This is a genomic window from Streptomyces sp. NPDC024017, from assembly GCF_040638895.1.
In the GTDB taxonomy this organism is placed as follows: Bacteria; Actinomycetota; Actinomycetes; order Streptomycetales; family Streptomycetaceae; genus Streptomyces.
On sequence record NZ_JBEZYZ010000013.1, the window covers coordinates 301,017 to 315,209 of the forward strand.

Consider the following 14,193-nt stretch of genomic DNA (forward strand, 5'->3'; position numbering starts at 1 on the left):
CCCTCTGTGACCGGTCGGCCGATCAGTCCTCGTACGCGTCCAGCGGCGGGCAGGAGCACACCAGGTTCCGGTCGCCGAAGGCCTGGTCGATGCGGCGCACCGGCGGCCAGTACTTGTCAGCGGTCGACACCCCGGCCGGGAAGACGGCCTCCGCACGGCTGTAGGCGTGCTCCCACTGGCCGGCGAGCGCGCCGGCGGTGTGCGGGGCGCCGCGCAGCGGGTTGTCGTCCGCGGGCCACTCGCCGGAGCCGACCTTCTCGATCTCCGCGCGGATGGCGATCATCGCCTCGCAGAACCGGTCCAGCTCGGCCAGGTCCTCCGACTCGGTCGGCTCGATCATCAGCGTCCCGGCCACCGGGAACGACATGGTCGGCGCGTGGAAGCCGTAGTCGATCAGCCGCTTGGCGACGTCGTCGACGCTCACGCCGGTCGCCTTCGTCAGGGGCCGCAGGTCGATGATGCACTCGTGGGCGACGAGCCCGCCGGGACCGGTGTAGAGCACCGGGTAGTGCGGCTCCAGCCGCTTGGCGATGTAGTTGGCGCTGAGCACGGCCACCTGCGTGGCCCGCTTCAGCCCCTCGCCGCCCATGAGCCGCACGTACGCCCACGAGATGGGCAGGATGCCGGCAGAGCCCCACGGCGCCGCGGAGATGGGCCCGACACCCGTCTCCGGGCCGGCCTCGGGCTGCAGCGGGTGGTTCGGCAGGTACGGCGCGAGGTGCTCGCGCACCGCGACCGGCCCGACGCCGGGACCGCCGCCGCCGTGCGGGATGCAGAAGGTCTTGTGCAGGTTCAGGTGCGAGACGTCGCCGCCGAAGTGCCCCGGCTTGGCGAGCCCGACGAGCGCGTTGAGGTTGGCCCCGTCGACGTAGACCTGCCCGCCCGCCTCGTGCACCTGCGCGCAGATGTCGGCGACGTGCTCCTCGAACACCCCGTGCGTGGACGGGTACGTGATCATCAGCACGGACAGTTCGTCGCGGTACTGCTCGATCTTCGCCCGCAGGTCCTCGACGTCGATCTCGCCGTCCTCGGCGGTCCTCACGACGACGACCTTCATGCCCGCCATGACCGCGCTGGCGGCGTTGGTGCCGTGCGCGGACGACGGGATCAGGCACACGGTGCGCTGCTCGTCCCCGTTGGCCCGGTGGTACCCGCGGACGGCGAGCAGGCCGGCCAGCTCGCCCTGCGACCCGGCGTTCGGCTGGAGGGACACCTTGTCGTAGCCGGTGACCTCGGCGAGACGGTCCTCCAGCTCGTGGATGAGGGTGAGGTAGCCCCCGGCCTGCTCGGCGGGCGCGAAGGGGTGCAGCTGCCCGAACTCGGGCCAGGTGACCGGCTCCATCTCGGTGGTCGCGTTGAGCTTCATGGTGCAGGAGCCCAGCGGGATCATGCCGCGGTCGAGCGCGTAGTCCCGGTCGGCCAGCTTGCGCAGGTAGCGCAGCATGGCGGTCTCGGAGCGGTGCTGGTGGAAGACGGGGTGCGTCAGGTAGTCGTCGGTACGCAGCAGAGCGGCCGGAAGCCCGTCCTCGGTGGCCGCGTCCAGCGCCTCGACGACGCCGTCGACACCGAAGGCGGCCCATACGGCACGCAGCTGGGCGCGCGTCGTGGTCTCGTCGCAGGCGATCGAGACGTGGTCGGTGTCGACGAGACGCAGGTTGACCCCGTTGTCCCGCGCGGCGGCCACGACCTCGGCGGCCCGGCCCTCGACCCGCACGGTCAGGGTGTCGAAGTACGCCCCGTGCACGACCTCGACACCACCGCTCGCGAGCCCGGCGGCCAGGACCGTGGCGTACCGGTGGGTACGCCGCGCGATGCCCTTCAGGCCCTCCGGGCCGTGGTAGACGGCGTACATGCCGGCCATGACGGCGAGCAGCACCTGCGCGGTGCAGATGTTGCTGGTGGCCTTCTCACGGCGGATGTGCTGCTCACGCGTCTGCAGCGCCAGCCGGTAGGCCTTGTTCCCGTCGGCGTCCACGGACACGCCGACGAGCCGCCCGGGCAGGCTGCGCGCCATCTTGTCCTGGACCGCCATGTAGCCGGCGTGCGGTCCGCCGAAGCCCATGGGCACGCCGAAGCGCTGCGTCGTCCCGACGGCGATGTCCGCCCCGAGCTCACCGGGCGACTTCAGCAGCGTCAGCGCCAGCAGATCGGCGGCGACGGTGACGAGCGCCCCGAGCTCGTGCGCCTGGTCGATGACGGGCTTGATGTCCCGCACGGCGCCGGAGGCACCCGGGTACTGGATCAGCACGCCGTTGATCTCGCGCTCGGCGATCTCGGCGGGGATGCCCTGGCCGAGGTCGGCGACGACGACCTCGACGCCGGTCGGTTCGGCGCGGGTCTGGATCACTGCGATGGTCTGCGGCAGCGTGTCCGCGTCGACCAGGAACAGGCCCTTCTTGTTCTTGCCCAGACGCCGCGACAGCGCCATGGCCTCGGCGGCCGCGGTGCCCTCGTCGAGCAGGGAGGCGCCGGAGGTCGGCAGTCCGGTCAGGTCGGCGACCATCGTCTGGAAGTTGAGCAGCGCCTCGAGCCGGCCCTGCGAGATCTCCGGCTGGTACGGCGTGTACGCCGTGTACCAGGACGGGTTCTCCATGACGTTGCGCATGATGACCGGCGGCGTGAACGTGCCGTAGTAACCGAGGCCGATCATGGAGCCGAGGACCTGGTTGCGGTCGGCGAGCGAGCGCAGCTCGGCGATCACCTCGGCCTCGCTGCGGGCACCGGGGAGGTCCAGCGCCTCGGCGCTCTTGATCACGGCCGGGACCGCGGCGGCCGTGAGCTCGTCCAGCGAGCCGTAGCCGACCTGGGCGAGCATCTTGGCGCAGGCCTCGTGGTCGGGGCCGATGTGGCGCTGCTCGAAGGGGACTGCCTCTTCGAGCTCGGAGAGCGGAATGCGGTGGGCGGTCATTACGGAGGCCTCCTGGTCGACACGACCTTCGAGGGGCACCACTGCACGGGTACCCGGACGGCCTCCCCCTCTGTCATCTCAACCTGAGAGCTTCACCGGATCGCCCGAAGGCGTCCGGCTTTCACCGTCGGTGAGAGCGGAAGCCGTCGACACCCGCCCTGCTTTCCAGAGTGACCTCGTCCGTGCGGTACGTGAGCCTGAGAGATTCCGGGGAGGATTTGCTCCTTCGGCGCCTCCGATGGTGTCTGGAGGACTCTCCCGCACGGGGTCAACAGCCGCTGCCAGCGTACCAGCGAGGTCAACGCACGAACCTTCGAGTGGCCGCATCCCCACTTGTACCGTTTTGTAGTCTTTACGGATAGTTGCGACCACGTGGAGGGCCCGTGCGAACCGATATCGATCCTCGCAACCTGATCGGCCGCAAGGCGTTCGACCGCACCGGGACCAGGATCGGCACGATCGACGAGGTCTACCTCGACGACGCCACCGGCGTGCCGGAGTGGGCGGCCATACGGACCGGCCTGTTCAGCAGGGACGCATTCGTCCCCCTGGAGCCCAGCGAACTGATCGAGGGTGCCCTCCACGTCCCCTTCGACCGCGCCCTGATCAAGGACGCCCCCGACTTCGGCGTGGGCCGCCACCTCTCCCCCGAGCAGGAACTGCAGCTCTACCACCACTACGGTCTCGACCTGGCCGCTCCGCCCCCGCTCCCGGACCACGACTTCGGCAAGCTGGCGGGCACCGACGAGACGGCCTGAGACCCCGCCCCGGACGCTCCGACTCCCTCCTCGGGCCCGAATAACACCAAGGGCAACGGATCCGCCGCCTCCAGATCCGGGTCGTCGACCCGGAAGGTCCGCACGCGCCCGGGCTCCTCCGACGCGGGCGTCTCGAACCGAACGGTGACCCGCCCCAGGCCGCTGCCCTGCACCCAACCGTGCCCGAACTCGACGTGCCGCACGTCGTGCCCGGCGGGCCACCGCCGCTCGGCCAGCGACGGCTGCTCCTCGGCCTGCGCCACCGCATGCTCCTCGACCGGTCCCTCCGCGACCGTCCGCTCCCCCGCCTGCGCGAACAGATCCTCCTGCGTGTAGTCGGCCAGCCCGCTAACCCCCACCCCGAGGAGCCGCACCCCGCCGGTCGTGTCGACCGAGTCCAGCAGCCTGGCCGCCGCCTCACGGATCACCGCCGGATCGTCCGTGGGGCCGCGCAGCGTCTCCGAGCGGGTGAGCGTCGAGAAGTCGTACCGCCGCACCTTCAGCACGATGGTCCGCCCGGACAGCCCCGCCCCCCGCAGCCGGCGCACGCACCGCTCGGCGAGCCGCTGCACCTCCAGCCCGACCCGGGTCCGGTCGTGGATGTCCACGTCGTAGGTGTCCTCCACCGACACCGACTTCGCCTCGCGCTCCGCCACCACGGGCCGGTCGTCCCGTGCGAGAGCCATGGCGTAGAGACCGTGCCCGTGCGCCTTCCCCAGCAGCCGGACCAGTTCGTCCTCGCCCGCCTCGACGATCTCCTCGACCGTGGTGATACCGGCCCGCCTCAGATGGTCACCCGTCGTCGGCCCCACCCCCGGCAGAATCCGCACCGACATCGGCCCGAGCATCGCCCGCTCGGTCCCCGGCTCGATCACCACCAGCCCGTCGGGCTTGGCCTCCTCCGAGGCGATCTTCGCGAGCATTTTGGAGGCGGCGAGCCCCACCGACCCCGTGAGCCCCGTGACGGCCCGGATGTCCTCGCGCAGCTTCGCCCCGGCCAGCCGCGCCGACCGCTCGTCCCAGGCCACTCCCCCGGCCTCCAGATCCACGAACGCCTCGTCCAGGCTCAGCGGCTCCACCAGCGGCGACAGCGCACGCAGCAGCTCCATCACCCGCTCGCTGATCGAGCGGTAGAAGTTGAAGCGCGGTACGAGATACGCGGCGTTGGGCGCGAGCCGGCGGGCCTGCCCCATGGGCATCGCCGAATGCACCCCGAAGACCCGCGCCTCGTACGATGCGGTCGCCACCACACCTCGCGGCCCGAGCCCACCCACGACCACGGCCTTCCCGCGCAGACTCGGCTTCGACGCCTGCTCCACCGAGGCGTAGAAGGCATCCATGTCGAGATGCAGGATCGTGGGCGCGGTTCTCACAACTCCGATGCTGCCCTACGCCACTGACAACGCCCCGCGCGGCCGCCCTGAACGCCCCGCGAGAAATCGCTTACGGCCCGGCGCAGGAACGTCCCGCCTCCTGCGACCGCCAACGCCCCGCGCTCCCGGACGGCTCAGACGGCCCGGTTCCGCCGACGCGCCAGCTCGTCCGCAGGGTTGGGCCCGACCAGGGTCTCGCCGGTGTCGATCCGCTCTCCGTGCAGTTGGGACAGCGCGCTCTCGACGTCCCGCCACACCACGCCCACAGCGATCCCGAACACACCCTGGCCACCCTGGAGCAAGGCATGGACCTCATCGGGCGAGGTGCACTCGTAGACCGTCGCGCCGTCGCTCATCAGCGTCATGCGCTCGAGGTCGCTGAAACCGCGTTCCCTGAGGTGCTGGACGGCGGTGCGGATGTTCTGCAGCGACACCCCGGTGTCGAGGAACCGCTTGACGATCTTCAGGACGACCACGTCCCGGAAGCTGTACAGCCGCTGCGTCCCGGACCCGTAGGCGGGGCGCACGCTCGGCTCGACCAGCCCGGTGCGAGCCCAGTAGTCCAACTGCCGGTAGGTGATACCGGCGGCCGCACAGGCCGTGGGGCCGCGATAGCCGATCTGCTCGGACGCCATGGACGTCGTCCCTCCGCTGCTCGGCACCGCCGTCGGTCGCTGCGGAGCGTGGTCGGCCGCACCATCGGGCTGGGGGTATCCCCCGCCCGGGAGGGGCCGTGAGCCGGGGGGAGGGTACGGACCGCTCGCCCTGAGACTGCGCTCGGGGCCGCCCCCAGCCGTACCGTCGCCGCTGCTTCTCACGCCGACCTCCGTCCTTGACCTGCCTTCTCGACGGTAGGCAGTCACCAGGGGTGCGTCAACGATCGCCACACTCGCCACGCCGAGTGATAATCACCCTGAGAGTGGTTTCCCGTGCCCCACCGCGGGGAAAGGCTAGCCGAATGTGCTCGGCACGGGCCGCATGACGCACTCACACGCCACCGGCACATGCGGGCATTTCACACCCCTCACACATACGGCGGGCGGCCCTGTCACGGACCACATCGTCCGCCGGGCCGCCCACACACTCTCAGACCGCTGCCGCTCCCCGAGGAGCTCACTGACTGCTGGTGCCGAAATCCTCCGGAGAGATCTGGTCGAGGAACTCGCGGAACTTCTCCACCTCGTCCTCCTGCTCGTCCGGAATCGCGATGCCGGCATCGTCGAGCACCGTGTCACTGCCGTAGATCGGCGTCCCGGTGCGCAGCGCCAGCGCTATGGCGTCGGACGGGCGGGCGCTCACCTCGACGCCGCTGGCGAAGACCAGCTCCGCGTAGAAGACGCCCTCACGCAGGTCCGTGATGCGCACTTCCGTGAGCTCCTGGCCGACGGCTTCCAGCACGTCCTTGAACAGGTCGTGTGTCAGCGGCCGCGCGGGAGCCATGCCCTGCTGGGCGAAGGCGATCGCCGTCGCCTCCCCCGGTCCGATCCAGATGGGGAGGTAACGGTCGCCTCCCACTTCACGCAGCAGCACGATCGGTTGGTTGGAGGGCATTTCGACCCGGACACCTACGACATCGAGCTCGTTCACACAGCAACCCTAGGCCGTGCTCGGGACGTTTGGGTAGTCGGGCAGGTATCGGGCGCCTGATCCGGCCCCCGAGCGCCCGGCCGCCTCAGTGCAGCCGCACCCCGAGCGCCGTCTGCACGAGTGCGGCGTGCAGCTTCATCGTGAGCCCCGCCAGCTCCTTGGTACGGGCCTCGGCGTGAGCCCTGGTCTGCGGGTTCCGGTGCCGCCTCAGCGGGGCCACCACCTGGTCGACGAGCCCGGCCTCACGGTCGGCGGCGGCCTTCATCGCCCGCAGGTGCCGCGGCTCGATCCCGAACCGCCCGAGCTCGACGACGAGCAGGGCGACGGTGACCGCCTCGGCGTCGTAGGCCCCGTCCTCCAGTGGGGTGAGGAGACCGTAGGACTCCCACTCCTTGAGCACCTGCTCCTCGACGCCGACGGCGGCGAGCAGCTCCGCACGCCCGATCCTGGCCGCTGTGGGCCCCTCGGGAGGCCCGGACGCGGATTCACCGTCGCGCTGACGGCCCACGACCGGCAGCTGCACGGCCTCACCGCGCTCCATGGCCTCCAGGTGCTCCCGGATCACCTTCAGGGGCAGATAGTGGTCCCGCTGCATCCTCAGGACGTGACCGAGGCGCTCGACGTCATGGGAGCTGAATTTGCGGTACCCCGACGGGGTCCGCTGCGGCTCGATGAGCCCTTCCGACTCCAGGAAGCGGATCTTGGAGATGGTCACTTCGGGAAACTCGTCGCGCAGCACGTTCAGCACGGTGCCGATGCTCATCAGCCCACTGTCCGTGGCGGCGGTGCCGTGCCCGGCACCGCCGCTCGGTGTATGCAGCATGGACCTTCCCTGACGGATGGACCTTCGCTGGGTCTGTCCGGACGGAGCCCGGTCAGTAGCCCCGCTGGCTGGCGTAGAAGACCAGCCGGTACTTGCCGATCTGCACCTCGTCGCCGTTGTTCAGCGCGACCTGGTCGATCCGCTCCCGGTTCACATACGTGCCGTTCAGGCTGCCCACGTCGGCGACCGTGAACGAACCGTCCTGACCGCGGCGGAACTCCACGTGCCGACGGGAGACCGTCACGTCGTCCAGGAAGATGTCGCTCTGCGGATGCCGGCCGGCCGTGGTCAGATCGCCGTCCAGCAGGAAGCGGCTGCCCGAGTTCGGCCCGCGGCGCACGACCAGGAGCGCGGAACCCAGCGGCAGCGCGTCGACGGCGGCCTGCGCCTCCGGGGACAGGGTCGGCATCGGCGTCTGGCCGGTGGTCTCGCTGTCGTAGGCCTCGAGACCGGAGATGGAGATCGTGGAGGTCGTCTCGGACGGGCGCTCCGGCGCCGCCCCCGCCCGCAGCGGCGCGCCGCAGTTGGAGCAGAAACGGCTGTTCTCCGCGTTGCGGTTACCGCACCTCGTACACACCAGGGCCGACATCGGATCCTCCTGCCGCGGCTGCCCACCGGGGGCGTTGGACGCATACGGGTCGGAAAACCCTCCACCCGCACTTGAGGTTGACGGTTGCCCGAAACCTATGCCGCCGGGCTGCGCAGGGTCAACCGACGGCGCGCCCTGACCTCCGGAAACGTCGCCGCCCGGGCCGCCGACCTGGTCCCGGAACAGCGGCCGCTGGCCTTCCGCGTCAGGCTGTGCGCGATGACGAGCGGTCGCGTTGTCGCTGCCTTCTCGCGCGCTCTTGCCGAACAACTTCGCAAACAACTTCACGGGCGATTCCCCTTGACCGAAACAGACCCGCCCGTGGGGCAGGACGAACCCTGACTGAACACTCTGGCGGACCCGGACATCCTGACAACGTCCGTCTGCACCAGACAGTTTCCACCACGCACCGCCCATTCGGTGCGCCGACCCCCCGCAACCTCATGCCCTCGCCGGACGTCGCCCATGCACCCCCGGTTCACTGCGAGGACGACCGAGCGTAGTCAGGCCGCTTCGCTGCTCGCAAGGCGTCCACGACGATGTCGGTCGACCGCTCGATCGTGACGGTGGCCTGTTCCTTCTCGAGAGTCTGCACCACGCCTCCGGGGATGTTGAGCGCCGGCTCGAGGTCCTGCGACTTGCCGATGACCTTGAAACGATAGGGCGCGTTGATCTTGTTCCCGTCGACGCCCACACCCTTGCCCGAGTCCGTGAGATACGTGCCCGCGACGACCCGAACGCCATTGACCTCGATCGCCTCGGCACCCGCCGCGCGCAGCTCCTGGATCGCGTCGAGCAGCATGTCCGCCTCGACCGTCCCCTTCGTGTCCTCGATCGTCATGGTGATGCCGGGCCCCTGCGCGGCCACCGTGCCCGCCAGGATGCCGAGTTGCCTCTCCTTCTCGATCGTCTGCTTCCGGGCCTCCTCGGCCTGGTCCGAGCTGTTCTCCAGCTCGTCGCGCTGTTTCTCGAGTCCCTGCTTCTCGTCCTCAAGACGCTGAGTACGGTCATCCAGTTCATCGAGGATGCGGACAAGATCTTCCTGCCGTGCGCCACGCAGGGCACTGTCGCTGTCACTGTTCGACGCCACCTGCACGGCCAGCCCGAAGCCGAGGCCGAACAACAACACCGCGACGATGAGTTGGGCCCGGGTGACACGGGGCGGCCACAGCCCCTGCACCAGCCGCTGCCGCCCGGTCAGTCGCGGCTCGGCGTCCGGCTCCGGTTCCGGTGCCTGCTCGGGCTCCGGCTCCTTCGGGGTCTCCCCGGCGGCCGGCGCCGCCGCGGGCATCTCCTCGGGCAGTTCCTTGCGCAGCCTGTTGCCGGACTCGCCGCCGCCGCGCGTGTCGCCCTGGTCCTCGGTGGGCTTCTCGTCGTGATCGCTCATCGGCCTCACGCCCGGAAGACGTGCCGGCGGATCGCCGCGGCGTTGGAGAAGATCCGGATGCCGAGGACGACCACCACACCGGTGGACAGCTGGGCACCCACGCCCAGCTTGTCGCCGAGGAACACGATCAACGCGGCCACGACCACGTTCGACAGGAACGACACCACGAAGACCTTGTCGTCGAAGATGCCGTCGAGCATGGCCCGCAGGCCGCCGAAGACGGCGTCGAGCGCCGCGACGACAGCGATCGGCAGATAAGGCTCGACCACCGCCGGAACCTCAGGCCGGACCAACAGGCCGGCCACTACTCCCACGACGAGGCCCAGTACGGCGATCACGATGTGCCCTTCTCACTCTTCTCAATGCTCGGCTGTGCTGTACGTACGGTCACACTCGGTGCGGCAGGCAGCCGGAGGTCGTCCTCCACGGAGATGCCTGTCCTGATGCCGTAGCTCTCCTGCAGCGCGTTCAGATACAACCCGTCCGCACTGTTCTGGAACCGTGTGCTCAGCCGCTGCCCGTCCCCCACCGCCAGCACCGTGTACGGCGGCACCAGCGGCTTGTTGTCGACCAGTATGGCGTCCCCCGCGGCCCTGATCGCGGACAGCGCGGTCAGCCGCTGCCCGTTGATGGAGACGGCCTCGGCGCCCGACTCCCACAGCCCGTTCACCACGCGCTGCATGTCCCGGTCACGCACCCGGCCGGTGTCGGAGAACCCGGAGGTCTCACGCGGATCACCGTCGCCACCCGACGCGGCTGCCTTGGCGTCGTTCACCACGAGCTTCACACCGGGGCCGTGTACCGCGACCGCACCCGACAGGATGCCCGCCAGGTCGGAGTCCGCGCTGCCGCCGCTGTGCTTCAGTGCTTCGCGCTGCCGTGCGCTGACGTCCGCGCGCAGCTCGTCGACGGAGTCCTCCAGCTTGTCCGCGGCCTCGGTCTCCCGGTCGATGCGGTCGACCAGCTCTTCCCGCTCCTTGGCGACGACCGGGGCGGCGACCCGCGCCTGCGCGGCTCCGACGGTCACGACGAGGGCCGCGAGCACCAGGCCGGCGGCGAGCCCCAGCTTCGCCCTGAGCGTCTTCGGCATGCCGCTCTCACCCGCGGCCTTCTTGCGCGCGGTGGCCTCGGCATATCCGTCGTCGAGGCTGTGGTCCATGACGTTGGTGAGCAACGACATGGACGCATCCGGGCGCCGGGGCCGCGTGGGTGTGCTCCGAATGGGGGGTTGCTGCGGCATGCCGCACATCGTCGCACGTCGCGAGTACTACGTCCGAACGGCCCCACCGGCGTGCCGGACAGGCCCCGTTGGGGACACTTGTCCGGCACGCACGCGTGCAGCCCGTTCTACCGGCCTGCGCTGTCCACGACCGCCGCCCATTCGTCCAGCAGGGCCTGCGCGGAGGCGTCGTCCGGGCCCTCGGCCCACAGGTGGGTGACGGCCTCGGCCGGGTCGGGCAGCACCATCACCCAGCGGCCGTCGGTCTCCACCACACGCACACCGTCCGTGGTGTCCACGAAGCGATCTCCGGCCGCTTCCACGACCCGCCGCATCACGAGCCCCTTGACGGCCCACGGGGTCGCCAGATCCCGCTTCAGGACGTGCGCCCGCGGGATCCGCGCGTCGATCTGGCTGAGCGTGAGCTGCGTCCGCCCCACGAGCCCGATGAGCCGCACGAAGGCCGCGGTGGCGTCGTACACGCTGCTGAACTCGGGGACGATGAAACCGCCCTTGCCGTCACCGCCGAAGATCGTCCCTTCCTCACCGCCGACGCGTGTGAGGTCGTCCGGAGAGGTGGTCGTCCACTCGACCTGCGTCCCGTGGTACGCCGCCACCTGCTCGGCGATCCGGGTCGTGGTCACCGGCAGCGCGACTCGGCCGCTGCGCCGCTCGGCGGCGACGAGGTCCAGCATCACGAGCAGCGCCCGGTCGTCCTCGATGATCCGCCCCTTCTCGTCGACGAGCGACAGCCGCTCACCGACGGGGTCGAAGCGCACGCCGAACGCCGCTCCCGAGGACGCCACGATCTCCCCGAGACGCACCATGCCCGACCGTCGCATGTCGGCCGTCTCCGTCGGCCTGGACTCGTCGAGGCCGGGGTTGATCGTCAGTGAGTCCACCCCGAGCTTGCCGAGCAGGCTCGGCAGCACCAGTCCGGCACTTCCGTTGGACGCGTCCACCACGACCTTCAGCCCGGAGTCCGCGATCCCGGTCGTGTCGACGTTCCGCAGCAACGATCCCGTGTACGAGTCGAAGACACTGGCCGGGAAGTGCAGGTCACCGATCTCCCCAGGGAAAGCCCGGCGGTACTCCTGCCGCGCGAACACCCGGTCCAGCTTCCGCTGGCTGCCCTGCGACAGGTCGGCACCGTTCCCGTCGAAGAACATGATGTCCACGGAGTCCGGCACCCCGGGCGTGGTACGGATCATGATGCCGCCCGCGCTGCCCCGCGCGGTCTGCTGCCGGGCCACGGGCAGCGGCACGTTCTCCAGGTCGCGGACGTCGATCGCGCTGGCCTGCAGCGCGGAGATCACCGCCCGCTTCAGCGCACGGGCACCACGCGAGTGGTCCCGGGCCGTGGTGACGGTCGAGCCCTTCTTCAACGTCGTCGCGTACGCGCCTGCGAGCCGCACCGCGAGTTCCGGCGTGATCTCCACGTTCAGGATGCCGGACACACCACGGGCACCGAAGAGATGCGCCTGGCCCCTGGATTCCCAGATCACCGAGGTGTTGACGAAGGCGCCGGCCTCGATGGTCTTGAAGGGATAGACCCGCACATTGCCCTGGACGATCGATTCTTCACCGATCAGGCACTCATCACCGATGACCGCCCCGTCCTCGATCCGTGCCGCACGCATGATGTCGGTGTTCCGGCCGACCACGCAGCCGCGCAGATTGCTGTGGGGGCCCACGTAGACGTTGTCGTGGACGACGGCCTTGTGCAGAAACGCGCCGCTCTTGACGACCACGTTGGAGCCCACGACGGTGTGCTCACGGATTTCGGAGCCGGCCTCGACCTTGGCGTAGTCACCGATGTAGACGGGCCCACGGAGGACAGCGTCGGGATGGACCTCGGCGCCCTCGGCGACCCATACGCCCGGGGAGATCTCGAACCCGTCGATGTCGACGTCGACCTTGCCCTCCAGGACATCGGCCTGCGCCTTCACATAGCTCTCGTGGGTGCCGACGTCCTCCCAGTAGCCCTCGGCGATGTAGCCGTAGATGGGCTTGCCTTCCTTCATCAGCTGCGGGAAGACATCGCCGGACCAGTCGACGGGCACGTCGGGCTCGACGTAGTCGAAGACCTCGGGCTCCATCACGTAGATGCCGGTGTTCACGGTGTCGGAGAAGACCTGGCCCCAGGTGGGCTTCTCGAGGAAGCGCTCCACCTTGCCTTCCTCGTCGACGATGGTGATGCCGAATTCCAGCGGATTGGGCACACGCGTCAGGCAGACCGTGACCAGCGCGCCCTTCTCCTTGTGGAAATTGATGAGCTCGGTGAGGTCGAAATCCGTCAGAGCATCGCCGGAGATGACGAGGAAGGCATCGTCCTTCAGCGCTTCCTCGGCGTTCTTGACGCTTCCGGCGGTACCGAGTGGCTTCTCCTCATTGGCATAGGTGAGCTCCATACCGAGCTCTTCGCCGTCACCGAAGTAGTTCTTGACGAGCGAGGCCAGGAACTGGACAGTAACGACTGTTTCGTTGAGCCCATGCCTTTTGAGCAGCCGAAGAACATGCTCCATGATCGGCCGGTTGGCCACCGGCAGGAGCGGCTTGGGCATGCTTGAGGTCATAGGGCGAAGGCGCGTGCCTTCGCCTCCGGCCATCACGACGGCCTTCATGTCGGAAGCGTCCTCCTCGAAGAGACGGTCTAGCCGACTTCCCCCGCCAGGATTGTCCCGTACTTTTCCACCACGGGCCATCGCGCCGCTACGGCCGGACCAATCCGGGAGTTCAATCGGCCATGGCGTCCGCACGGACCAGGCGGCGGACTTGTACCACGTAGAGGACTCCTGCCCACCAGTACAGCGTTGTACCCCATCCGGCGAACGCCCATCCGAAAATAGCAGCCAGTGACGAGATCCAGCCACTTCCGTCACTGAGTAGAAGCAGGGGGAAGGCGTACATCAGGTTGAAGGTGGCGGCCTTACCCAGGAAGTTCACCTGGGGCGGCGGATAGCCGTGCCGGCGGAGGATGCCCACCATCACCAGCAGAACCAGCTCTCGCGCCAGAAGTGCAGCGGTCAACCAGAGGGGCAGAATCTCACGCCAGGTGAGCCCGACCAGGGTCGAGAGAATGTAGAGCCGATCGGCCGCAGGATCGAGGAGCCGGCCGAGGCTGCTGATCTGGTTCCAGCGCCGCGCGAGCTTGCCGTCCAGATAGTCACTGATGCCGCTCAGGGCCAGTACCAGGAGGGCCCAGCCGTCACTCTTGGGCCCACCGAACTCAGGGCGCAGGATCAGCCACAGGAAGACGGGCACGCCGACGAGGCGAGCCATGCTGAGGATGTTCGGGATGGTGAGCACACGGTCCGTCTGGACGCGAGTCTCCTGAACCTCCACCCGGGGGCCTCCTGTGGGAAAAGTACCAACGATGCTCCCTGACCCTACCTCAACGCAAAAAAGCTCTGGCTCTTGGGCGGTGTGCCCAAGAGCCAGAGCTGTAAAAGGAGTTCGGCGGCGTCCTACTCTCCCACAGGGTCCCCCCTGCAGTACCATCGGCGCTGTAAGGCTTAGCTTCCGGGTTCGGAATGTAACCGGGCGTTT

12 protein-coding genes, 1 rRNA gene and 1 riboswitch are annotated in these 14,193 nt (G+C 69.2%); of the genes, 1 reads left to right on the forward strand and 12 read right to left on the reverse strand.

Features of this window, described 5'->3' with window-relative positions; genetic code table 11:
- Nucleotides 1-22 precede the first annotated feature (22 nt).
- Nucleotides 23-2,908, reverse strand: a complete 2,886-nt coding sequence (gene gcvP, locus AB0G20_RS32165) for an aminomethyl-transferring glycine dehydrogenase (RefSeq protein ID WP_361308488.1) — start codon at nt 2,906-2,908, stop codon at nt 23-25.
- Between the two features lie 175 nt (nt 2,909-3,083).
- Nucleotides 3,084-3,179, reverse strand: a riboswitch (glycine riboswitch).
- A 112-nt stretch (nt 3,180-3,291) separates the two neighbouring features.
- Here gcvP and AB0G20_RS32170 point away from each other — a divergent pair.
- Nucleotides 3,292-3,666 carry a PRC-barrel domain-containing protein gene (locus tag AB0G20_RS32170; RefSeq protein WP_361308490.1) on the forward strand — a complete coding sequence of 125 codons (375 nt, stop codon included), beginning with the start codon at nt 3,292-3,294 and terminating at the stop codon, nt 3,664-3,666.
- Here the strand turns inward: AB0G20_RS32170 and AB0G20_RS32175 are convergent.
- The 11 genes from AB0G20_RS32175 to rrf form a co-directional block, all read right to left on the reverse strand.
- Nucleotides 3,585-5,039: a DNA polymerase IV gene (locus tag AB0G20_RS32175; RefSeq protein WP_361308492.1), complete on the reverse strand. Its 1,455-nt coding sequence runs from the start codon at nt 5,037-5,039 to the stop codon at nt 3,585-3,587. The two genes, AB0G20_RS32170 and AB0G20_RS32175, sit on opposite strands and share 82 nt — an antisense overlap.
- Before the next feature lie 134 nt (nt 5,040-5,173).
- Nucleotides 5,174-5,857, reverse strand: coding sequence for a MerR family transcriptional regulator (locus tag AB0G20_RS32180; RefSeq protein ID WP_361308494.1), 684 nt, complete (start codon nt 5,855-5,857; stop codon nt 5,174-5,176).
- A gap of 295 nt (nt 5,858-6,152) precedes the next feature.
- On the reverse strand, nt 6,153-6,626 hold the full coding sequence (locus tag AB0G20_RS32185) for a bifunctional nuclease family protein (RefSeq protein ID WP_026253112.1): 474 nt from the start codon (nt 6,624-6,626) through the stop codon (nt 6,153-6,155).
- Nucleotides 6,627-6,711: 85 nt separating this feature from the next.
- Nucleotides 6,712-7,449: a MerR family transcriptional regulator gene (locus AB0G20_RS32190; protein ID WP_361308496.1), complete on the reverse strand. Its 738-nt coding sequence runs from the start codon at nt 7,447-7,449 to the stop codon at nt 6,712-6,714.
- Between the two features lie 52 nt (nt 7,450-7,501).
- Nucleotides 7,502-8,455, reverse strand: coding sequence for an FHA domain-containing protein (locus tag AB0G20_RS32195; protein ID WP_361308498.1), 954 nt, complete (start codon nt 8,453-8,455; stop codon nt 7,502-7,504).
- Between the two features lie 61 nt (nt 8,456-8,516).
- On the reverse strand, nt 8,517-9,329 hold the full coding sequence (locus AB0G20_RS32200) for a DUF881 domain-containing protein (RefSeq protein WP_361308536.1): 813 nt from the start codon (nt 9,327-9,329) through the stop codon (nt 8,517-8,519).
- 101 nt (nt 9,330-9,430) lie between these two features.
- Entirely contained in the window at nt 9,431-9,763 is a 333-nt protein-coding gene (locus tag AB0G20_RS32205) for a small basic family protein (RefSeq protein ID WP_003988855.1), read from the reverse strand.
- Complete coding sequence (locus AB0G20_RS32210; RefSeq protein WP_361308500.1) at nt 9,760-10,674, reverse strand: DUF881 domain-containing protein; 915 nt, start codon at nt 10,672-10,674, stop codon at nt 9,760-9,762. The genes AB0G20_RS32205 and AB0G20_RS32210 overlap by 4 nt, the downstream gene beginning before the upstream one ends.
- Nucleotides 10,675-10,772: 98 nt before the next feature.
- On the reverse strand, nt 10,773-13,268 hold the full coding sequence (locus AB0G20_RS32215; protein WP_361308502.1) for a mannose-1-phosphate guanyltransferase: 2,496 nt from the start codon (nt 13,266-13,268) through the stop codon (nt 10,773-10,775).
- Nucleotides 13,269-13,380: 112 nt separating this feature from the next.
- A complete protein-coding gene (locus AB0G20_RS32220; RefSeq protein WP_361308504.1) occupies nt 13,381-13,989 on the reverse strand; it encodes a CDP-alcohol phosphatidyltransferase family protein in 609 nt (202 codons plus the stop codon).
- A 109-nt stretch (nt 13,990-14,098) separates the two neighbouring features.
- Nucleotides 14,099-14,193 (reverse strand): 5S ribosomal RNA (gene rrf / locus AB0G20_RS32225); the annotation flags it as partial.

Coding starts and splice junctions, on each gene's coding strand:
- AB0G20_RS32210 (WP_361308500.1), bottom strand. CDS start 10,674: ATGTGCGGCATGCCGCAGCAACCCCCCATTCGGAGCACACCCACGCGG.
- gcvP (WP_361308488.1), bottom strand. CDS start 2,908: ATGACCGCCCACCGCATTCCGCTCTCCGAGCTCGAAGAGGCAGTCCCC.
- AB0G20_RS32215 (WP_361308502.1), bottom strand. CDS start 13,268: ATGAAGGCCGTCGTGATGGCCGGAGGCGAAGGCACGCGCCTTCGCCCT.
- AB0G20_RS32195 (WP_361308498.1), bottom strand. CDS start 8,455: ATGGGCGGTGCGTGGTGGAAACTGTCTGGTGCAGACGGACGTTGTCAG.
- AB0G20_RS32190 (WP_361308496.1), bottom strand. CDS start 7,449: ATGCTGCATACACCGAGCGGCGGTGCCGGGCACGGCACCGCCGCCACG.
- AB0G20_RS32200 (WP_361308536.1), bottom strand. CDS start 9,329: ATGCCCGCGGCGGCGCCGGCCGCCGGGGAGACCCCGAAGGAGCCGGAG.